The organism is Streptosporangium sp. NPDC053982 (assembly GCF_055585205.1).
The window spans coordinates 331085-352152 of the sequence record NZ_JBVJKQ010000001.1 but is presented as its reverse complement, the minus strand read 5'-3'; the positions used below and the strand labels follow the sequence as shown (position 1 = coordinate 352152).

The window sequence follows — 21068 nt, the reverse complement described above, 5'->3', positions numbered from 1 at the left end:
AGGGCTGTCATGACCAAGTTCACATCATCATGTCGTCCGGCACTCGTCTCGTGACCTACTCTTTGGGCGCAATGAGCGAGCTGAGACAGCACCGGACGTTGCCGCCAGGCGAGGAGATCGCATGAGCGACCATCGGCAAGTCGCTGTGAAGGACCGCAGGGCCGAGCCCACCGGGCCCGGCCGCAGGGCCGCGCGGCGGTCGGGCGGCGACGACCGGCCTCCGCCCGAGGAGCCCCCGGCGTCCCGCCGCTCGTCCGGAAGGTCACCGCGGCGCGGCGGGCTGGGCCTGAGCCGCTGGATCGGCATCGGGGTGACCGGCCTGCTGGTCGCCGGGTCCCTGGGCGGCTACAAGGTTTATCACGACATCGAGGGCAAGTTTCAGAAGCAGAACATCGACGACGAGCTCGGCAACAACCGCCCTCCGGAGACCGGCGCGCTCAACGTGCTCATCGTCGGCTCCGACTCCCGCGAGGGCGCCGGCAACAAGAGGTACGGCCAGCACATGCAGGGCCTGGGCGAGCGGACCGACACGATCATGCTGCTCCACATCTCCCCGGACCGCGACAGGGCGACCCTGCTCAGCTTCCCCCGGGACTCCATGGTCCAGGTCCCGCAGTGCCGCAGCCCCCAGACCAAGGCGCTCATTCCCCCCGGTCTCAAAATGATCAACGCGACGTTCAACGAGGGCGGCATCGCCTGCACGTGGCGGACGATCGAGTCGCTGACCCAGATCCACATCGACCACTTCGTCAAGGTCGACTTCTCCGGGTTCAAGAACATCGTGGACGCGCTGGACGGCGTGCCGATCTGTGTCTCCAAGGACGTGGTGGATCCCAAGGCCAAGCTGAACCTCAAGGCCGGCACCCACGTCGTGAAGGGCGAGACCGCCCTCGCCTACGTCCGGGCCCGCTACCAGATGGGCGACGGCAGCGACCTCAGCCGGATCAAGCGGCAGCAGGTCTTCCTCAACCAGGTGATGAAGAAGGCCACCAGCTCCGACCTGCTGACCGACCCGATCAAGCTGAACTCCTTCCTGCAGGCCGCGGCCGGCTCGCTCACCATGGACAGTCACCTCAACGTCAACCGCATGATGGAGATCGCCCAGAGCGCGAAGAAGCTCACCGCCAAGGGCCTGCAGGCCATCACCGTCCCGTGGATGCCCGACCCGGCCGACAAGAACCGGGTCGTCTGGAAGCCCGAGGCCGCCACCCTGTTCGAGGCGATCCGCGCCGACACCGAGGTGACCCCGCCGGCCAAGGACGCCGCCAAACCGAAGGTGAAGAACGAGCAGGTCCGGGTCCAGGTGCTGAACGGCACCGGCAGGTTCGGTGTGGCCAGCGAGGTCGCCACCAAGCTGGTCGCCCAGGGCTTCGTGGTGACCCAGGTCGGCAACGCCGGCCCGGCCACCGGGGTCCCCACCACCTCGGTCCGCTACGCCAAGGCCGAGACCGAGGGCCCCGCGTACGGCGACGCGCTGGCCCTGCGGCTCTCCGGCGACAAGCTCACCCCCGTCGCGGGCAAGATGCGGGGTACCAACGTGCAGAACTACGCGCCGACCATCCCGGTCACCGCGCCGCCCAAGGGCCCGATCATCCAGCTGGTCATCGGCGCCGACTGGAAGGGCGTCCGCGTCCCCGCCAAGATCCCCGACTCTCTCAAGGGCAACGTCGTCGACAGCAAGACCGACCCCTGCCAGTGACCCGTGGAACCCGCCTCCGGCGCGCGGGACGGCGCCGGAGGCGTGCCGCGCCGTGCCCGGCGCACCGTCGCCCGCGTCCGGTGCGCGGCACGGCGCCCCGTCGCGGGCGCCGCCCCGGACGCCGGGCTCCGGCCCGCGCCGGGCCGGACGCACGAGGCCACGCCGGGCGACGCGGACCGGGTCACGACGAGCTGGGCACCAGGTCACGTTTTCCGGAGAACCCTGTGTCCACCGGGGCCGTTGTGCGACATCGGCCGCGTTCCCGGTCTAGGGTTGTCGGGTCGGCGAGGCGGATCCCACTCTGCCGCATCCCTCGGCGATCCCCGGGCGTCCCGCCGGCACGACCCACCGCTCCCGCTTCAGAGAGACGATCGAGCCCACCGTCCGCCTTCCTCCGAGAGATAGCCGAGCGTTTGCCCCGTGAGTGATCCCCGATTCCCCTTCCAGGTACCGGCTCCCCGAGACGACGGCCCCGGCGGGTCCGGCGGCGGGCAGGACCGGGCGTCCGGCCGGCGGCCGGCGTCCGAGACGCCCCAGCCCTCCTGGCCGGAGCCGCCGGACGGGGGCGGCAGGGGCCGCCGTGGCGGCGGCCGGGGTCACCACGGAGACGGCCGGGACCCTCTCGGGGACGACCGGGACAACCGGAACAACCGGGGGGACGAGCGGGACGAGGAGGCCGGCGAGGTCACCATGTGGGGCTACCCGCCCTACCGTGAGCCCGCCCAGGAGCCGGACGCCCCCTCCTGGGGCTCCCCGGCGCCCGACTCCCCCCGGAACCCCTCCGGGTCCGCCTCCTCGTGGGGCTCCCCGGGCTCCGCGGCGCCCGGCCCGCACGAGGCTCCGGGCCGGCACGCCCACGGGGCGCACGAGTCCCCGCGCGGGGAGGCCCACGGCCTCCATGAGACCCCGGCCCGGGAGGCTCACGGCTTCCACGAGGCCCCGGGCCGGCACGCTCCGGCGTCCGGCCGCGGCGAGGCCCCCGGCTGGGGGACCGAGTCGCCCACTCCGCGGGACGGCTGGGCTCCGTCCGGGGCCGGGGAGCCCTGGGCGCCGTCCGGGGTGGAGGAGCCGTGGGCGCCGGCCGGCGTCGAGGAGCCGTGGGACCCGCCGCGGGCGCGGACGCCGTATCCCGGCCGGACGGCCCAGGACCCCTGGACGCCGGACGCCGCCCCCCGGGGCGGTCTCCAGGACGGCCGAGGCGGTGTCCCGGATTCCCGGCGCGGTCTCCCGGACCCTCTGGGCGGTGTCCCGGACCCCCGGGGCGCGCAGAGCACGCGGAGCGCCCCCGCCGGGCGGACGCCGGACCCGCTGGACCCGGCCTGGACGCCGGCGTCCGCGGGCGCGCACATCCCGGCGTGGGCGTCGGCGGCCTCCGCCCCGGCACCGCCGGAGACCGGAGCCGGCGAGCGGCCGTTCTCCTACTGGGACAAACCGCAGACCCGGCTGTCGCACTGGGGCCACTACCCCGAGGCGGACGAGGAGCCCCGGCCCGTGGAGGAGCCTCCCGCCCCTCCGGCGAAGAAGAAGCGCGAGCCGTACCTCGACAACGTCAAGTTCGTCCTGATCGCCCTGGTGGTGACCGGCCACTCGCTGGTGCCCACCCTGGCGGCGCACTCGTCCAAGGCCGCGTACCTCTTCATCTACACGTTCCACATGCCCGCGTTCGTGCTGGTCAGCGGCTATCTCGGGCGCAACTTCTGGAACTCCAACGCCAAGATCAACAAGCTGGTCGACACCATGCTGGTGCCGTACGCGGTCGTGGAGCTGGGGTACGCGCTGCTGCGCTTCGCGGTCGGCCAGAAGTGGTCCCTGACGATCATCGACCCGGCGTGGCTGAACTGGTATCTGCTCGCCCTGGTGCTGTGGCGGATCTCCACGCCCATCTGGAACCGCATGCGGCAGCCGGTGCTCGTCGCACTCGTCATCTCCATGGTCGCCGGCTTCTCGGAGATCTCCGGTGACTTCAGCATCGACCGCTTCTTCGGCCTGCTCCCCTTCTACGTGATCGGCCTGGTGCTCAAGCCGGAGCACTTCGACCTGCTCAAGCCGCTGTGGGTGCGGATCACCGGCGGGATCGTGCTGGCCGGAGGCGCCGCGGGGGCGATCCTCATCGCCCCGCACGTCAGCCTCAAGCCGGTCTACTACCGCTACAGCTTCAAGTCCATGGACATGAGCTGGTGGCTCGGGCTCGGCGTGCGCGGCGCGATGCTGCTGGCCGGGCTGGCGCTGTCGGTGGCGCTGCTGGCGGTGGTGCCGCGGCGGCGGACGTGGTTCTCCGACCTCGGCACCCGCACCCTCTACGCCTACCTGCTGCACGGCGTCGTCGTACTCGTCGCCAAGGACCAGAAGTGGCTGAGCTTCCCCTGGCTGTACGGCCCGCTGGGCGTGATCGCGATCGCCTCCAGCGCGCTGGTGCTGGCGATCATCCTCTGCCTGCCGGTGACCCGCACGGTCTTCAAGTGGCTGCTGGAGCCGCGTCTGGTGTGGCTCTACCGGCGCCCGGCCGGGCAGCCGACGTCCCCGCCCCCGACGGTGCCCGCCGCGGACATGCCCGCCGCCGCGACGCCCGCCGACCCGGCCGCCGGGCCCGCCCGCGGGGAGAGTTCAGCCCGGCTTCCCCGGTGATTAACCCGGCACACCCGCCGACGACCGAAGCTCCATCCAGCATCGGCATATGAGGGTATGTGTCGGGACGATCATCCACCATCCCGAGGACGCCCGGATCATGCACAGGCAGATCCGGGCCCTCCTCGACGCGGGGCACGAGATCACCTATGTCGCCCCCTTCACCGACTGCAACGTCACCCCGATCCCCGGGATCCGCGCGATCGACGTCCCGCGCGCGCTCGGCGCCCACCGCGGCCGGGCGCTGCGGGCGGTGCGCGGAGCGCTGCGGCGCGGGGCCGAGGACGCCGACCTGCTCCTCGTCTGCGACCTCGCGTCGCTGCTCCGGTTGCCCCGCCGCCGCCCCGTCACCGTCTGGGACGTCCGCGACGACGCCGCCGGTCCTCGGGCGGCGGGCCCGTTCCCCGGGCTCCCGCACCCGCTGCTCCGCCTCGCCGAGTCCCGCGCCGAGCGCCGCGTCCACCTGATCCTGGCCGACGACTCCCTGCGGGAGCGGTTCGAGCTGTCCCACCCCGTGGTCCCCGGCGCCGCCCGCGTGCCCGGCCGGCCGCCCCGGCCGCCCGCCGGCGCACGGGTCGTCCACCTGGGCCGGCTCCGCGCGGACGGCGGCGTGGCCGAGCTGGTCGAGCTGGCCCGGCGGCTGGCGCCGTACGGGATCAGGACGGACCTGATCGGCGAGGCCGACCCGGAGGTACGCCCGGCGGTCCGCGACGCGCAGCGGGCGGGCCTGCTCGACTGGTACGGCCACGTGCCCGACCGGCACGCGACGCGGATGGCCGAGGGCGCCCTGGCCGGGCTCTCGCTCCCGCGCGACCTGCCCGGCGCCGGGCGGGCCATGCCCGTCGAGGTCGTCGAGTACATGGCCCGGGGGCTCCCGGTGATCACCACCCCCGCCCCGGCCGCCGCCGCGGCGGTCGAGCGGACCGGCTGCGGCGTGGTGGTGCCCTTCGGCGACGTGGACGCCGCGCTGCGCGCCGTGCTGACGCTTCGGGACGACCCCGGCCGGGCGGCGGACATGGGCGCGCGCGGGTACCGGGAGGCGCTGCACCGCCACGACTGGGCCGACCACTCGGGCGGGTTCGTCGAGCTGCTGGAGGGCTGGGCCGCGGCGGGCGCCGCCCCGGCGCCCGCCCGTCCCCACCCCCTGCCCGCCTGACCGCGTCCCCGCCCGCCTGACCGCCAATCCCCGCGCCTCCGCCCCGCCTGACCGCCCGCCCTCCGACCGCGCCGCCCCTGACCGCGTCCCCGCCCGCCTGACCGCCCGCCCCCTGCTCGTCTGACCGCTTGCCCCCGCGCCCCCGCCCGTCCGGTCGTCCGACCGTCCGCGGAGTTCGTCCCCCGACGCGTGCATGCCGCGTTCTTCGCGGGTATGCCAAACGGAAGCGACGGGAGAATCGAGGATTGGTCTAGTGGAGCCATGGCACGCCATCTGATCCAGGGCCGCGAGGTCGCCACACCGGTCCGCGTCCAGGACGCCATGGCCTGCACGGCTTCCTACCTGGTCCGTGCCGACGCGGCCCGCGCCGTGATCGCCTACTCGGGGCTCGACGTCGTCGAGGTGCTTCCCGGCAAGGCGCTGTGCACGCTGGCGTTCCTGGACTACACCGAGGGGGACCTGGGGGCCTACCACGAGTTCGGGATGACCTTCCTGATCCGGCCGCCGGAGGCGGGCCCGATGCCCCGCCGCCGTGGCCTGCGTCACGGCCTACGTCACGGCCTGCGTCACGGCCTTTCGGAACCGCTGCGGGCCGGGGCGGGGCTGTTCGTCCACTGGCTCCCCGTCGACCAGGGGTTCACCCTGGAGGCCGGCCGTACGATCTGGGGTTTCCCCAAGGAGCTGGCCGACATCGACCTGCGCGTGTCGTCCCCCTACAAACGGTGCGTCGTCCGCCAGGACGGCCGCCTGGTGCTGGACCTCCTGCTGCGTCCCGGCGTCCCGGTGCCCGCGCCCGCCCTGACCGCCTCCACCGACGCCTACACCCACCAGGACGGCGTCACCCGCCGCGTTCCCTGGTCGGTGACGCCGCGCGGCGGACGGGTACGGCCGGCGGGCGCCCTCATCCGCCTGGGCAACCACCCCGTCGCCAGGGAGCTGAGCGAGCTGGGCCTGCCCGGCGGCGCCCTCCTGACCGCCACGGCCGCACACGTGACCATGCGCTTCGAGGAGGCCAAGACCCTCTAGGTCTCGGGGAGGGACCGGCGGCGGCCGAAGCGGGTGCGCCACAGGCCGGCCGCGCCCAGGGCCGCGGCGGCGCACGCCACCGGGATCGCGGGCAGCATGTAGCGGTGGTCGAAGTCGAGCGCGGCGATCGGCCCGAGGAACAGGAACATCGCCACGGCCCACGGCAGCAGGGCGGCACGCCGCCGTCCGATCGCACCAAGCCCGCCGAGCAGCAGCAGCACCGCGAACAGCGGGCCGTGCAGGACCTCCGGGTAGCGGTACGCCGCGAGGAACGCGTCGTACGGCGCGACGGACGACATCCCCCGGATGGCGGGATCGTACTCACCCCGGACATGATCGATCAGCGGGAACGACGGCAGCGGCCAGGAACCGGCCGGGAACGTCAGGGCCGGGACGATCCGCTTCGGGTGGCGCACCGGCGTCCACGCGAACGCGAGCGACGCGTCGGCGGCGACCTCGCGCAGGTAGTCGAACGGCTGGGCGGCGATGGCGCGCAGCGCGAACGACCTGGCCAGATCGTTGTGGGAGAACCGGTCCCCCGGCAGCCGGTTGAGCGAGGCGCCCGCGGCCCACACGTACTCCGAGGCCGCGTCGACGACGGTGCCGTTCGGGCAGAGGCGCGCCTCGGCGGCCGGCGGCCTGATCTCCGAGCAGTCGGCGAACGTCATGGTGCGCGCCCACAGCGCCACGCCGTCCGAGCCGCTGAGCGCGAAGCGCCCGTGGTGCTGCCGGTACCAGCCCGCGTAGGCGGCGAGCGGCAGCGTTCCCGCGAGCACCAGCGCGACCACCCGCCGCCACCCGGCCCGCCGCAGCACCAGGTGGAGCGCGAACAGGGCGAGCAGCGGCACCGCGGCCGTCCGGGTGAGCCCGGCCGCCGCCAGCAGCGCCCCGGCCGCGGCGGCCGACCGCAGCGAGGGCTTCTCCCGCCACATGACGACCGTCAGCGCGGCGATGACCAGGAACGTGACCTGGGTGTCGGAGAGCACGGCGTGTTCGAGCCGGAGGAACGCCGGGTTGAACAGCACGGGCAGCGTGGCCAGGGTCGCGCCCCACGCGGGCAGCGAGCGGCGGCGCAGCAGGAGATAGATCATCAGGCCCATGCCGAGCCCCAGGACGTGTTGCACGCCCGCCACCAGCGCGACGCTGTGGAACGGCCGGAGCAGCCACAGGAGCACCGGATAGCCGGCGGGGTGGAACGCGCCGCCGGGCTTCAGGTGGACGGCCGTGTCCAGGTAGGTGAACGAGTCGTACCAGTAGAGCTGGGCGGTGTCGTAGCCGAGCATGACGACCGCGCGCAGTGCCGCCGCCGAAGCGATCACGACGGCGAACAGGCCGTGCCCTGTGTCGAGCACCCGGCGCAGGCGGTGCCGCGCGCCGCCCGGGGAGATGACGGGTTCGATCCGGACGCCGGCCGTTGAGGTGAGCATGGAAGGTCCCCCGGTTCGGAGCCGGGCGGTTCCCGGCTTCGAAGGAGAACTGAAACGATCGATCGATAAACTCGTCGTCACCTGATCCGGTTATGTCCGCGTTATGGCGTTGCTGGCATGGTGGCGCGATCTGACGGCATCGCACGACGTCGATGGCATGGGGGGCAGCACGTTGCGGGTACTGGTCGCCGAGGACGAGCGGATGCTCGCCGACTCGATCGCGGAGGGGCTGCGCGGGGAGGCGCTCGCCGTGGACGTCGCCTACGACGGCGAGGCGGCGCTGGAGCGCGTGCGGGTCCACGACTACGACGTGCTGATCCTGGACCGGGACCTGCCGGGCCTGCACGGCGACGAGGTGTGCCGGGCCGTGGTGGCCGACGCCGCGGCCGTGCGGGTCCTCATGCTCACCGCGTCGGGGGACGTGCGCTCCAGGGTGGCGGGGCTGTCGCTCGGCGCGGACGACTACCTGCCCAAGCCGTTCGCGTTCGAGGAGCTGGTGGCGCGGGTCCACGCGCTGGGCCGGCGGGTCCGCGCGGCCGACCCGCCGATCCTGGAGCGGGCGGGCGTACGCCTGGACTGGGCGCACCGGCAGGTGTTCCGGGACGGCCGCTACGTGCCGCTGGCGCGGAAGGAGTTCGGCGTGCTGGCCGAGCTGCTGCGCGCCCGCGGGGCGGTCGTCTCCGCCGAGACGCTGCTGGAGAAGGTGTGGGACGAGCACATCGACCCGTTCACCAACACGGTTCGCACGACGATGATGAAACTGCGCCGCAAGCTCGGCGACCCGCCGGTCATCGAGACCGTCACCGGGGCGGGGTACCGGATCCCGTGACCTCCCCCAGGGCGGAGCCCCCACACCGGAGGAGCCCATGAAGAGCAGTGTCAGGCTTCGGTTCGCCCTCGCCTGCGGCGGAGTGTTCGTCCTCGTCGGGATCGTCCTGGTCGCCGCGCTCGCCCTCGTCGTACGGCAGAGCCTGGAGCCGCGTGACGGGCTCCGGCAGCCCGAGTGGATCCGCGTCGCGGGGAAGACCCACTGGCCCGGCAGCGAGGAGTACTACATCGCCGGTCAGCGGGCCGCGCAGATCAGGCGCGTCTACCAGGACAACACGATCAAGAACGTGCTGACCTGGGGCGGTGCCGCGGTCCTCGCGGGCGGCGGGCTGGCCGCGGCGGCCGGCTGGCGGGCGGGCGGCTGGGCGCTGCGCCCCGTCCGGACGGTCACGGCGAGCGCGCTGCGCGTCTCCCAGAGCCACGACCTCGCCGAACGCATCGCGCACGAGGGACCGGCCGACGAGATCAAGGAGCTCGCCGACACCGTCGACCTCGTCCTGGCCCGGCTGTCCCGCTCCTTCGACGGGCAGCGGCGGTTCATCGCCAACGCCTCGCACGAGCTGCGCACACCGCTCACCATCAACCGCACCCTGGTGGACGTGGCGGTCCGGCGTCCCGACGCGAGCGAGGACGTCAAACGGCTCGGCGAGTCCCTGCTGGTGGTCAACACCCGGCACGAGCGGCTGATCAACGGTCTGCTCGCCCTGGCCGAGGGCGAGCGCGCCGTGCTGGACCGGCGTCCCTTCGACCTGGCCGACGTGGCCGAGCACGTGCTCGACCTGGCCGCCGGTGAGGCGAAGGAGCAGGGGGTGACCGTCCACCGGCTGCTCGACCCGGCGCCCACGGCGGGCGAGGCGGTGCTGGTCGAACGGCTCGTCCAGAACCTGGTGGAGAACGCGGTACGGCACAACCACGCGGGCGGGCAGGTGTGGGTGTCCACCCGGCGGCGGACCGACCGGGTCGAGCTGGTGGTGTCCAACACCGGGCTGCCCGTGCCGCCGTACGAGGTAGAAACGATCTTCGAGCCGTTCCGGCGGCTGCACGGGGACCGGCTGCGCTCCGACCGGGGCAGCGGTCTCGGGCTGTCCATCGTCCGGGTGGTCGCCGAGGCGCACGGCGGCACCGTGGCCGCCGAGCCCCGCGAGGAGGGCGGGCTCACGGTGGCCGTCGAGCTGCCGCAGGTGAACGTCTGACACCCGCGCCGCGGCGGCTCGGCCGCCCCGTTCAGCCGGCCTGGTCCAGCAGGCCGCCATCACCGACCCCCACCAAGCCCGTGCGAACCCCCACCTGGCCGTCCTGTCGGCTCTCAGCCACGGCGACACCACCACCGGCGACAAGATCTTCGCCGCCATGCTCGACGCCCTCGACCACATCGAGTTGGAGCAGGCGCAAGGTTATATTGACGAAGTGCTGGCCATGCTTCCCACAGCGGCCCGGCAGATCCTGGAGGCGATGATGAGCACCGGAACCCGCGAGTACAAAAGCCGATACGCCCGCCACTACTACGGCCAGGGCAAAGCGGAAGGGAAGGCGGAGGGGAAGGCGGAAGGCATCGCGGAAGGCATCGCGGAAGGCGAAGTCCGAGGCGAGGCCAAGATGCTGCTGCTCATCCTGACCGCCCGGGGCATCGAGGTGCCCCAGGACGCCCGGGAGCTCATCCTGGCGTGCACCGACCTGGAACGGATCGAAGCCTGGGGACGCCGCGCGGGCACCGTCGCCTCCATCGACGAACTACTCGGCTGAAGGGGTTCTTCCGAATTCGGTCGTCAACGGATCTCGATCCGAGTCCTCTCGACACCCATGTCAGCCGCCGAGGTCCAGCAGGGGGAGCTCGGCCCGGGTGGGCAGGCCCTGCCAGTCGCTGGGGCCGGAGGCCGCGAAGGCCGCGAGCAGCGTGCCCCGGCGCAGCCGGTCGGCCGGGTGCAGGTTCTCCAGGAGGGCGCTGAGGTATCCCGCCGTGAAGGCCTCCGCCGAGCCGCCCGGGTCGACCACGGGAGCGGTGCGGCCCGGGGCGTCGTGGCGCACGCCGTCCACCCGGACGCTGGCGCCCCGCGCGCCCCGCATCACGATGACCTCCCGGTCGCCGGTGAGCGCGGATTTGACCAGGTCCAGCTCGGCCTGGTGGACGAACAGCACGTCGGCCGACAGGGCGAGCGCGCCGAGGACCTCCTCGGCCTCCCGCAGGTCCGGCCAGAGCCGCTCGCGGTAGTCGACGGCCACCGAGACAGTGACGCCGGAGAGCCGGGCGGCGCGCACCGCGACGTGCAGGGCGTCCCGCGCGTTCAGGGCGGCCGTGATCCCGCTGACGTGCAGGACGCGGGAGGCGGCGATCCGGTCCAGCGGGACGTTGCCCTGCGCGAGCCGGGTGCCCGTCAGGTAGTGGGTGACCCGGGCCGCCTGCCCGGGACGGCACTCCCGTGTCAGCATCGCGGTCGCGAGCCCCTCGTCGGCCCGGACGCCCGAGACGTCCACGCCCTCCCCGCGCAGCGCGGTGACGATCCGCGCGCCGAACTCGTCGGCGCCCACCTTGCCCAGCCACGCCACCTCGTGCCCGAGCCTGGCCAGTCCGACCGCGACGGTGAACTCGGCCCCCGTCACGTCCAGCCTGGCCTCGTGCTCGTGCCGGATCCGGCCGCTGGTGACGACGCCGAAGGCCTCGCCGAGGGTGTAGACGTCCACGTGGAACCTTTCGCGGCGCCGGACGACGCCGATGGGCCATCGTTTCCCGGCCCGGAGGGGCGCTCCGGAGAACGACCGGGACCCGAACTCTAGCGGGGCCGGGCCGGGCCGAGCAGGTCCCACCGGTTGCCGGAGATGTCACGGAACACTGCGACGTGCCCGTACGGCTCGGCACGCGGCGGCGTGACGAACTCGACCCCGGCGGCGGTCATGCGCTCGTAGGCGGCGTCGAAGTCGTCCGTCCGCAGGAAGAACCCGACCCGGCCGGCCGCCTGGTCGCCTACCGCGGCGAACTGCCGTTCCCCGTCGGCGCGGGCGAGCAGGATCCCGGTCCGGGCGCCGGGCGGCCGCACGACGACCCACCGCTTGGGGCGCCCGTCGTTCGTCAGCGACGGAGAGTCCTCCACCAGGTCGAAGCCGAGGACGCCGGTGAAGAACTCGATCGCCGGGTCGTACTCCTCGACGATGATCGTGAAAAGGTCGATGTGCACCCCGGGAGCCTAGAGGGGATCACGTGTGCCATCATAAAGTAACGATCAGTCCAAAACATGGGGTGTACGGCGGAGCCGCCGCGTCCCCGGTGTCCAGGAGAGGTGCGCGGGAGATGAGATTCACCGACAGGGTCGTGCTGGTGACCGGCGGAGGGTCCGGCATCGGGCGGGCCGTCGCCCTGGGATTCGCGCGGGAGGGCGCGGCCGTGGCGGTGGCCGGTCGCCGCCGGGAGTCCCTGGAGCGGACCGTCGAGCTGGCCGAGGCCGAGGGCGGCAGGGCCGCCGCGTTCACCGCCGACCTGACCCGCGAGGCGGACGTGGCCGCGCTCGTCGACGGGATCACCGGCCGGTTCGGCGGCCTGGACGTCGCGGTCAACAACGCCGGGACCTTCACCGCCGCCCCGGTCGCGGAGACCTCGGAGGAGGAGTGGACCCGGGTCCTCACCGTGAACGCGACCGGCGTCTTCCTCGCGATGAAGCACGAGATCGGGGCGATGCGCGCCCGGGGCGGCGGCGTGATCGTCAACATCGCCTCCAACATCGGCGCCCACCACAGGATCCCCGGACTCGGCGCCTACGCGGCGTCCAAGGCCGCGGTCAGCGCGCTGACCAGGACCGCGGCCCTGGAATGCGTCGGCGAGGGCATCCGCGTCAACGCGGTCAGCCCCGGCCCGTTCGACACCCCGATGTCGATGCGGCCCGGCGAGGCCGAGGCCGACCGGGCCGCCCGGATGAAGGAGCAGTCGCCGATCGGCCGGGTCGGCGCCCTGGAGGAGATCACCGGCACCGTGCTCTGGCTCGCCTCCGACGAGGCCGGCTACGCCGTGGGGCTCGACCTCGTCCTCGACGGCGGTGCCAGCGCCTGAAGCCGGGCCGGGCCTCCCGGGACGTCCGGGACCTCCGGCCCGGGGCCGCTCGGGGCCGCTCACCGGCGGGCGGCCCGGAGGCGGTACTTCTGTCCTGGTCGATCCCGGATCGACGGACCTTCCCGCCCCGGCGGGCGTCCGGGAGCGTGGACGCATGCGAACTCTTCTCACCGCAGCGCTGCTGCTGGCGGCCAGCGTACCGCCCGCCGGGGGTCCCTGGCGGGCACCGGCGGGCCGGCCGGACCCCGCGGTCGTCCGGGTCGAGACGGGAGCCGTGCGCGGCGCGGTGACCGACGAGCACCGGGTCTTCCAGGGCATCCCCTACGCCTTCGCGGAACGCTGGCGGTCGCCCGGCCCCGCGAGGCGCTGGGACGGCGTCCGGGACGCGACGGAACCCGGCCCGATGTGCCCGCAGGTCGGCTCCGACTACGCCGACACGGCGAGCACGAACGAGGACTGCCTGGTCCTCAACGTCACCACCCCCCGCGCCCACGCCACCGGCCGCCCGGTCATGGTGTGGATCCACGGCGACGGCGCGCTCGGCGCGGGCCACTTCTCCGACGCGCGCGCCCTCGCCTCGCGGGGCGTGGTGGTCGTCACGATCAACTACCGGCTGGGCGTGTTCGGCGCGTTCGGCTACCCGGGACTCGCGAACTCCGGCACCTACGGCCTCCAGGACCAGCAGGCGGCGCTGCGCTGGGTCCGGCGCAACATCTCCTCCTTCGGCGGCGACCCGTCGAACGTCACGGTGTTCGGCGTCTCCTACGGCGCCCTGTCCATCGGCGGCCAGCTCACCTCGCCCGGAGCCCGGGGACTGTTCCGGCGGGCCATCATGCAGAGCGGCGAGACCATGATGGACATGCCCGCCGGCAGCATGTTCCCCGGCCTGCCCGCCGCGCCCTCGTTCGCCTGGCGCGGCACCGCGGAGGTCGAGGCGCTGGGCCGCGTGTACGCGGAGAAGCTCGGCTGCCGGGACCTCGCGTGCCTGCGCGCGCTGCCCGTGGAGGACATCCTCGCGGTGCCGCAGATCATGAACGTCTTCCAGGCGTACGCCTACGGCAACGAGGTGCTCCCCGTCTCCCCCGCGGAGGCGATCCGCGCGGGGCGCTTCCACCGGGTGCCGGTGCTCGCGGGCGCGACCCGTGACGAGCACCGGCTCTTCGTCGGGCTGAACTACGACGCGGCGGGCGCGCCGATGACCGCCGGGCAGTACGGCACACTGGTCGCCGAGGCGTTCGGCGACGACGCCGCGCGGGTGATGCGGGAGTACCCGCCCTCCTCCTACCGCTCCCCCGGCGAGGCGTGGGCCGCGGTGATGACCGACCGGATGTGGGCCAGGGGCGTGCACGAGCAGAACACGCTGCTGGCCCGGCACGTCCCCGTCTACGGCTACGAGTTCGCCGACCGGGACGCGCCGATGTTCCTGCCGCTGGAGGCGGACTTCGACTGGGGCGCCTACCACGCCTCCGACCTGCCGTACCTCTTCCCGGAGAGGAAGGCCCGGCTGACGGCCGCCCAGTCGCGGCTGGCGGACCGGATGACCGGCTACTGGACGAACTTCGCCCGCACCGGGTCGCCGAACGGCCCCGGCCTGCCCGCGTGGCCCCGCCTGTCCGAGGGCCCCCGGAGCACCCTGTCGCTCGCGCCGGACGCGATACGGCCGGTCGACTACGCGGCCGGGCACCGGCTGGACCTCTGGGAATAACCTGGTGCGCGTGGACGGGTCCTGGAAGCCGGGGGCGTCAGCCTTCTCCTTCTGGGCGGGGCTGGCCTACTTCCCCGCCCGAGAGCTGGCCGGACGCCCGGACTGGCCCGGCGTCCTCGGCCTCGCCGCGGTCGTCGCCGCCTACCTGCTGGCCGTCCGCGCCGCCTTCGCCGGACGCCTCCGGGCCGCCGTCCCGCTCCTCGCGGTCCTGGTCACGGTGACCTTCGCCCTGTGCGCGGCCCACGGCGGCAAGTGGCTCTACCTGTGCCCACTGCTCTCCATCGCCTGCGGCGTGGTGCTGCGCGGGCGGGTCCTGCCGGTCGCGCTCGCGGCGGTGACGATCGTCTCGATGCTCGTCACCTGGTGGCGGGGCGGCGGTGAGGACGCCATCGCGGCCGTCGCCTGGGGCACCTTCACCGCGGGCCTCGTCACCCACGTCACGCTCAGGCTGTTCGCCGTCATCGCCGAGCTGCGCGCGACCCGGCGGGAGCTGGCGAACGCGGCGGTCGCCGCGGAACGGCTGCGCTTCTCCCGGGACCTGCACGACCTGCTGGGACACACGCTCTCACTGATGGTCGTCAAGGCCGAGGCGGCACGCAGACTCGCTCCCCGCGACGCGGAGGCCGCCGCGGCGCAGTCCGGCGACATCGTCTCCGTCGGACGCCGGGCGCTGGCCGAGGTCCGCGCGGCCGTGGCGGGTTACCGCGGGCGCGGCTTCGCCGAGGAACTGGCCGCCGCGCGCGCGGCCCTGGCGGAGGCGGGGGTGCGTGTCTCCGTCGCCCTCGGCGGCCTGTGCCCGCCGCCCGCGGCCGACACGCTGTTCGGCTGGGCCGTGCGGGAGGGTGTGACGAACGTGATCCGTCACGCGGACGCCACGTGGTGCGAGATCACACTGACCGACCGGGAGGGGGAGATCGTGCTGGAGATCGGCAACGACGGGGCCGGGGCCCCGGCCGGACACGCGGCGGGCGGAGCCGGGCGACCGGCGGCCGGGACCGGCGGCCGGGACGGGGAGGGAGCCGGCGTGCGGAACGGGCCGGGCGCCCGATCAGCCCCGGCGGACGGCACGGGATACGGGCCGGGCCCCCGACCCGCCCCGGCGGACGGCACGGGATACGGGCTCCACGGGCTCGCCGAACGCGCGGCCGAGGCGGGCGCCGGGTTCGAGGCCGGTCCGCGGCCGGGCGGCCGGTTCACGCTGACGGTGGCGATCCCGGCGACGGCCGCGCGATGAGCGGACATAGGGCACCGGGTGACGACCACGCCACGGCGGGGGAAGGCTCGGCTCAGAGAGACGGCGGCTCCATGGCGGGGGACGGCTCGGCCTGGGAGGACGACGCCGCGGCGCTGCGGATCCTGATCGCCGAGGACCAGGGCATGATGCTCGACGCGCTGGCGCTGCTGCTCGGCCTGGAGGACGACCTGGAGGTCGTCGCCCGAGTCGGCCGCGGGGACGAGGTCGTCACGGCGGCACTGGCGGCGCGGCCCGACGTCGCGCTGCTCGACATCGAGCTGCCCGGCCGCAGCGGCCTCGACCTCATCGAAGAGCTGCGGGCGAGCCTGCCGGGCTGCGCGGTGCTGATCCTCACCACCTTCGCCCGCCCCGGCTACCTGCGCCGGGCCATGGAGGCGGGCGCGGCCGGCTTCCTGGTCAAGGACGGCCCGGTCGACGAGCTGGCCGCCGCGGTCCGCGACGCCGCGGCGGGACGGCGGATCGTCGACGCGGATCTGGCGGCCGCCGCGCTGCGCGCCGGGCCGAGCCCGCTGACCGGCCGCGAACGCGACGTGCTCGCCGCCGCGGTCGACGGCGCCACCATCGCCGATCTGGCGGCGCGCCTGCACCTGTCGGAGAGCACGGTGCGCAACCACCTGTCCTCGGCGATCGGCAAGACGCACACGCGCAACCGCATCGAGGCCGCCCGCCTCGCCCAGCGCAACGGATGGCTCTGACCGCCGCGTTCCCGAATGACACCTGCCGCGTGCTTGGGCGGCGGACGGCCAGGCCGAGCATTCCGGGCGTTCCACCCGGATCCGGCGCGGGCCGGCCGGAACCCGCACGGACCGCCGGATCCGGCGCGGGTCAGACGATCGGTGGGCGGCCCAGGCGGAGCATCCGCCAGGCCGTCTTCCAGCCCATGGGACGGCGCTCCCCGGCCGGCTCGCGCAGGCCCTCGGAGAACCCCCGGAACCACGCGCGCAGCGCCGTACCGGAACGCTCGCGGATCAGGGTCAGCATGACCCAGTTGACGAGGTACGGAACCGCCAGCGCCCAGGGCAGGTTGCGCCGGGCCAGCCAGACGCGGTTGCGCGCGTTGAGGCGGTAGAAGTCGGCGTGCCGGGTCGGCGGGACCTGCGGGTGGTACATGACGGTCTGCGCGTCGTACTCGATCCGGTAGCCCTCCCCCAGCAGCCGCCAGGCCAGGTCGGTCTCCTCGTGGGCGTAGAAGAACCGCTCGGGGAGACCGCCGACCTGCAGGAAGGCCGACCGCCGGATGGCGCAGGCGCCACCCAGGAAGGTGGTGACCGGGGAGGACCGCTCGGGGTCGCCCGCGCGCAGCCGCGGGACGTGCCGGCGCTGCCCCACGCCGCCGTCGGGGTCCTTCACCCGGAACGAGACGACCGCGAGGTCGTGCTCCTTGGAGAAGCGCTCACGCAGGTGGGAGACGACGTTCGCGTCGCCGTACCAGCCGTCGTCGTCGAGGAAGAGGACGACGTCGCCCGTGCACTCCTCGACGCCGCGGTTACGGCCGGCCGGGATGCCGGCGTTGTGGCCGAGCCGTACCGTCCTGATCGACGCCGACGAGCCCGGCGGCACGGTCACCGGCAGCTCGGGGACGTCGGCGCCGTTGCCGACGATGACCACCTCGACGTCGCCGTCGACCTGGTTCAGCGCGGACTCGACCGCACGACCCAGCTCGGGGACCCGGTTGCCCATGGTGAGGATGACGCACGAAATCTTCAACGGGTCATCGTCCTGACGCGTCGAGAGCACGTGCGGAGCATACTTTCATGATCACCGAGTCTGCTGGGTCGGGCGGCTGTGGCATTGCTGGAGCCCTCTGGTACGGGGGACAAGCGTATCGGAACCGTCGGCGGACACCCGCCAAACGACGCCGGATCTCCGCACCTACGACGCACCGCGCCGCCGTCCGGTTCCGTGCCGTCCACTTCCCCGGCACCCGCCCTTCAGCCGCCCGGTCCCCGGCCGCCCCCCGCTCACGAGAGCCGCCGGGAGGCCAGGATGCTGACCAGGTGCAGCACCATCTGCAGCACGGCCACCACGACGCAGGCCACCGTCAGCACCCTGGTCGCGGCCAGGCCGCCGGCGAGCTGGTCCCAGACCGCGGCGACCACCACGAGGAGGGACAGCTCGACCGCCTGGACGATCCGGTGGAACCTCAACGCGGCGGCCGCCCTGCGGGCCATCCCCAGGCCGCGCGAGCGGAAGTGCTCCGCCGACGCCTCGGTGGCCGCGACCAGGCCGGACCGGGCGCGCGCCACGTCCACCAGGTCGGTCTCCGCCTTGATCAGGATCGCGCCGAGCGCGGCGGCGAAGCCCAGCACGGTGTACCAGTCGGGGCGGACCTCCGACGCCCGGAAGCCCAGCCCGATGAGCATGGCCGCCTCGGCGAAGTAGTGGCCGACCCGGTCGAGGTAGACGCCGGTGATGGAGGTCCGCCCGGTCCACCGCGCCAGCTCGCCGTCGGAGCAGTCGAGCAGCAGGTAGAGCTGGACCAGCAGCGCGGCCAGCACGGCGGCCCACAGGGTGGGGACCGTCAGGACCACGCCCGCCAGCAGCCCGGTGACGATCATCAGCCAGGTGGTCTGGTTGGGGGTGATCGGCGTCTTGGCCAGCAGCCAGGTGACGTAGATCGACAGCTTGCGCATGTACAGCGCGCCGGCCCAGTGCTCACCGCTGTTGCGGTCCATGGTCGAGTGCGGCTGGGCGACCGCGCGGAACTCAGCGACCGATGGTCCGGACATAATCTTCCACCCGATCACGGATCTCGGCCTCGGACAGGCGCAGGTGCTCAAGGATCGTGTAGCGGCCCGGACGGGTCGCCGGGGCCAGCACGACCGCCTCGGTGAACTGCTCCACGCTCAGCCCGGCGTCGGCGGGGCTGACCGGGAGGCCGTGCGCGCGCAGACACTCGGCGACCTGGCCGAGCCGGCGTTCGTCCTCGCGCAGGAAGAAGCAGAAGGCGGCACCTATCCCGGCGAGCTCGCCGTGGTTGGAGGTGCCGGGGAAGAGCTGGTCCACGGCATGAAGGATCTCATGATCTCCGCCACTCGACGGACGGGACGACCCGGCGATCACCATCGACATCCCCGAGAGGATGAGCGCCTCGGCCAGCACGGTCAGGAACGCGTCGGACTCGACCGAGTCGGACCGCCCCATCACCGCCTCCGCCGCGGTGCGGGCCATCGCGCAGGCCACGCCGTCGATCGGCTCGCCGCGCTCGGTGTTGCCGAGCTGCCAGTCCTCGATCGCCGACAGGTTGCTCACGACGTCGCCGACGCCGGAGCGGACCAGCGACGACGGGGCGTCGTGGACGAAGTCGAGGTCGACCATGATGGCCAGCGGCATCGGCACGCCGAAGGAGCCCTTGCCGCCGTCGTGGGTCAGCGACGCCACCGGCGAGCAGATCCCGTCGTGCGACAGGTTGGTGGCCACCGCCACCATCGGGATGCCCGCGAGCGACGCGGCGTACTTCGTGGCGTCGATGGTCTTGCCGCCGCCGATGCCGACGACCGCCTCGTAGGCGCCCTTGCGCAGCTCGGCGCCGAGCGTGACCGCGGCGTCCACCGAGCCGTCGGGAACCCGGAAGATCCGGGCCTCGTCGAGGGAGGGGGTGATCATCGAGGTGATCCGGTCGCCCTGACCGGCGCCCACCGCCACCGCCACCCGCCCGGAGGTCGCCACCCGGCTGTCCGCCAGCAGCGAGCCGAGCTGGGCGATCGCCCCCCGCCGCACCTCCATGCTCAGGGGGGCGGGGAGCATCCTGGCTAGTATCGGCACGCGATCTCCCGCGCCTTGGCCAGGTCGTCGTGGTTGTCCACCTCGACCCAGGAGACGTCGCCGATCGGGGCGATCGCGATCTTCTCCCCGCGGTTCACCATCTCCTGGTAGCCGTCCTCGTAGTACAGCTGCGGGTCGCGCTCGAAGGTGGCCCGCAGCGCGTCGGACAGCCGCCCGGCGGCGCCGGGACGGATCAGCGTCGCGCCGATGTACTCGCCGGCGGCGTCGGCCGGGTCCATCAGCTTGGTGATCCGCGCGAGGTGGCCGTCTCCGCCGAGGGTGACCTTCATCTCCTCGTCGGCGAGCTTCTTGACGTCGTCGACCGCGAGCAGGATGTCGCTGCTCTCCGGCGCCGACAGCAGGGTGTGCTCCACGGAGACCGGGTGCACGGTGTCGCCGTTGACCAGCAGCACGCCCTGCTCGAAGTAGTCGCGGGCGCACCACAGGGAGTAGGCGTTGTTCCACTCCTCGGCCTTGTCGTTGTGCACGAGGGTGAGCTTCACGCCGTGCCGCCGCTCCAGCTCGGCCTTGCGCTCGTGTACGGCCTGCGCCTGGTAGCCGACGACGACCACGACGTCACGGAGGTCGGCCGCCGCGAGGTTCCGCAGCGAGATGTCCATGATCGTGGTCTCGCCGTCGACCGGCACGAGCGCCTTGGGCAGCGTGTCGGTGTACGGCCGCAGGCGACGTCCGGCCCCGGCGGCCAGCACCATTCCCAGCAACGTGCACTCCTCATCCGAATGAGCCCCTCATCGGGCGCTCCTGGCCCCAAAGGTTAGTTGCCTTTACGCCCCGATGGTGTATTCGGAGGTTCACCGGGGGTTTCTCAGCCGGTACCGGCGGGCCCGCCGGCGTCCGTCCCGGACCCCCTGGAACCCTCGGGGCCCTCGGGGCCCTCGGGGCCCGAGGCGGCCAGCCAGCAGGTGACGCTCTCCCACCCGAAGAGCCCCCACAGGTAAAGGGAGAGCAGTGCGAACAGGAGCGTGACCTGCCCGGCGAGGCCGCCCAGCGCGATCAGCAGCATGCGGCCGTCCCAGCCGAAACCGGCGGTGGCCAGCCAGGACGGCGGATAGACCCGCTGCCGCAGCCGGTAGACGACGTCGTAGTGGTGGAAGGCCATCGCGCCGAGCAGCAGGAAGATCAGCCAGTACGACACGCCGTGCGCGAACCCCACCGCGGCCGCGAAGCCGTACTCGGTGAGGCGCAGGATCGGCGGCACCAGCCAGTCGAGGCGGCCGTCGTGCGGGTGGGAGCTGCCGGGACCGGCCAGCAGCAGCGCCACCGCCGGGGCGAACACCGCCAGGCCGTCGGCGCCGGCCACCCCGACCAGCAGCAGCACCGCGGTGACGAACGTGCCGGCGAGCACGGGCGGCAGCGGCGGGAGCTGCCCGGCCACCAGCGCGCCCATCGCCCGCGACAGCACCCCGTCGTCCCGGTAGGCGACCAGGGTGCCGCGCGGCACCGTCGTCATCTGCACGGTCGTCACGATCGCACCCGCCTCACCGCCCGCGTCGCGGCCCGTCCCCCGCGCGGCGGCGGGACGGTG

At 73.5% G+C, this 21068-nt stretch carries 19 protein-coding genes; 11 read left to right on the top strand and 8 right to left on the bottom strand.

Annotated elements, in window-relative coordinates:
* Positions 1-121: 121 nt before the first annotated feature.
* From ACZ6W9_RS01585 to ACZ6W9_RS01570, 4 genes are all read left to right on the top strand, one after another.
* A complete protein-coding gene (locus ACZ6W9_RS01585; protein ID WP_389958674.1) occupies positions 122-1699 on the top strand; it encodes an LCP family protein in 1578 nt (525 codons plus the stop codon).
* Between the two features lie 420 nt (positions 1700-2119).
* The gene (locus ACZ6W9_RS01580; RefSeq protein ID WP_470116541.1) at positions 2120-4324 is read left to right on the top strand and encodes an acyltransferase family protein; all 2205 of its coding nucleotides are present in this window, start codon (positions 2120-2122) and stop codon (positions 4322-4324) included.
* Positions 4325-4373: 49 nt separating this feature from the next.
* Positions 4374-5480 (top strand): glycosyltransferase, encoded by a 1107-nt coding sequence (locus ACZ6W9_RS01575; RefSeq protein WP_470116540.1) that lies wholly within the window; start codon positions 4374-4376, stop codon positions 5478-5480.
* Between the two features lie 261 nt (positions 5481-5741).
* Complete coding sequence (locus tag ACZ6W9_RS01570) at positions 5742-6506, top strand: acetoacetate decarboxylase family protein (RefSeq protein WP_389958666.1); 765 nt, start codon at positions 5742-5744, stop codon at positions 6504-6506.
* On the opposite strand, the gene ACZ6W9_RS01565 is transcribed toward ACZ6W9_RS01570, so the two are convergent.
* Positions 6503-7933, bottom strand: coding sequence for a hypothetical protein (locus ACZ6W9_RS01565; RefSeq protein ID WP_389958664.1), 1431 nt, complete (start codon positions 7931-7933; stop codon positions 6503-6505). The genes ACZ6W9_RS01570 and ACZ6W9_RS01565 overlap by 4 nt on opposite strands.
* A 172-nt stretch (positions 7934-8105) precedes the next feature.
* On the opposite strand from ACZ6W9_RS01565, the gene ACZ6W9_RS01560 reads away from it, so the two are divergent.
* The 3 genes from ACZ6W9_RS01560 (at position 8106) to ACZ6W9_RS01550 (ending at position 10504) form a co-directional block, all read left to right on the top strand.
* Entirely contained in the window at positions 8106-8762 is a 657-nt protein-coding gene (locus tag ACZ6W9_RS01560) for a response regulator transcription factor (RefSeq protein ID WP_362929395.1), read from the top strand.
* A 37-nt stretch (positions 8763-8799) separates the two neighbouring features.
* The gene (locus tag ACZ6W9_RS01555) at positions 8800-9954 is read left to right on the top strand and encodes a sensor histidine kinase (RefSeq protein WP_389958661.1); all 1155 of its coding nucleotides are present in this window, start codon (positions 8800-8802) and stop codon (positions 9952-9954) included.
* Between the two features lie 157 nt (positions 9955-10111).
* Complete coding sequence (locus ACZ6W9_RS01550) at positions 10112-10504, top strand: RpnC/YadD family protein (protein WP_470116539.1); 393 nt, start codon at positions 10112-10114, stop codon at positions 10502-10504.
* Positions 10505-10564: 60 nt separating this feature from the next.
* Here ACZ6W9_RS01550 and ACZ6W9_RS01545 read toward each other — a convergent pair whose 3' ends face one another.
* A complete protein-coding gene (locus tag ACZ6W9_RS01545) occupies positions 10565-11440 on the bottom strand; it encodes a sugar kinase (protein ID WP_470116538.1) in 876 nt (291 codons plus the stop codon).
* Positions 11441-11529: 89 nt separating this feature from the next.
* Positions 11530-11931: a VOC family protein gene (locus ACZ6W9_RS01540; protein ID WP_389958653.1), complete on the bottom strand. Its 402-nt coding sequence runs from the start codon at positions 11929-11931 to the stop codon at positions 11530-11532.
* A 113-nt stretch (positions 11932-12044) separates the two neighbouring features.
* Here ACZ6W9_RS01540 and ACZ6W9_RS01535 point away from each other — a divergent pair, with 113 nt between their 5' ends.
* The 4 genes from ACZ6W9_RS01535 to ACZ6W9_RS01520 all read left to right on the top strand — a co-directional run bounded on the left by ACZ6W9_RS01535 (position 12045) and on the right by ACZ6W9_RS01520 (position 16452).
* The gene (locus tag ACZ6W9_RS01535) at positions 12045-12797 is read left to right on the top strand and encodes an SDR family NAD(P)-dependent oxidoreductase (protein WP_389958650.1); all 753 of its coding nucleotides are present in this window, start codon (positions 12045-12047) and stop codon (positions 12795-12797) included.
* Positions 12798-12951: 154 nt separating this feature from the next.
* Positions 12952-14502, top strand: a complete 1551-nt coding sequence (locus ACZ6W9_RS01530) for a carboxylesterase/lipase family protein (protein ID WP_389958647.1) — start codon at positions 12952-12954, stop codon at positions 14500-14502.
* Between the two features lie 10 nt (positions 14503-14512).
* Positions 14513-15736, top strand: a complete 1224-nt coding sequence (locus ACZ6W9_RS01525; protein ID WP_389958644.1) for a sensor histidine kinase — start codon at positions 14513-14515, stop codon at positions 15734-15736.
* Positions 15737-15807: 71 nt separating this feature from the next.
* On the top strand, positions 15808-16452 hold the full coding sequence (locus ACZ6W9_RS01520) for a response regulator (protein ID WP_389958642.1): 645 nt from the start codon (positions 15808-15810) through the stop codon (positions 16450-16452).
* 130 nt (positions 16453-16582) lie between these two features.
* Here ACZ6W9_RS01520 and ACZ6W9_RS01515 read toward each other — a convergent pair whose 3' ends face one another.
* The 5 genes from ACZ6W9_RS01515 to ACZ6W9_RS01495 all read right to left on the bottom strand — a co-directional run bounded on the left by ACZ6W9_RS01515 (position 16583) and on the right by ACZ6W9_RS01495 (position 21008).
* Positions 16583-17464: a glycosyltransferase family 2 protein gene (locus ACZ6W9_RS01515; protein ID WP_389958639.1), complete on the bottom strand. Its 882-nt coding sequence runs from the start codon at positions 17462-17464 to the stop codon at positions 16583-16585.
* Positions 17465-17718: 254 nt separating this feature from the next.
* Positions 17719-18486, bottom strand: a complete 768-nt coding sequence (locus ACZ6W9_RS01510; RefSeq protein WP_470116537.1) for a CDP-alcohol phosphatidyltransferase family protein — start codon at positions 18484-18486, stop codon at positions 17719-17721.
* A complete protein-coding gene (locus tag ACZ6W9_RS01505) occupies positions 18464-19504 on the bottom strand; it encodes an iron-containing alcohol dehydrogenase family protein (protein WP_389958633.1) in 1041 nt (346 codons plus the stop codon). The genes ACZ6W9_RS01510 and ACZ6W9_RS01505 overlap by 23 nt, the downstream gene beginning before the upstream one ends.
* 5 nt (positions 19505-19509) lie before the next feature.
* On the bottom strand, positions 19510-20244 hold the full coding sequence (locus ACZ6W9_RS01500) for a phosphocholine cytidylyltransferase family protein (protein ID WP_470116536.1): 735 nt from the start codon (positions 20242-20244) through the stop codon (positions 19510-19512).
* A 104-nt stretch (positions 20245-20348) separates the two neighbouring features.
* The gene (locus tag ACZ6W9_RS01495) at positions 20349-21008 is read right to left on the bottom strand and encodes a DUF5941 domain-containing protein (protein WP_470116535.1); all 660 of its coding nucleotides are present in this window, start codon (positions 21006-21008) and stop codon (positions 20349-20351) included.
* Positions 21009-21068 lie beyond the last annotated feature (60 nt).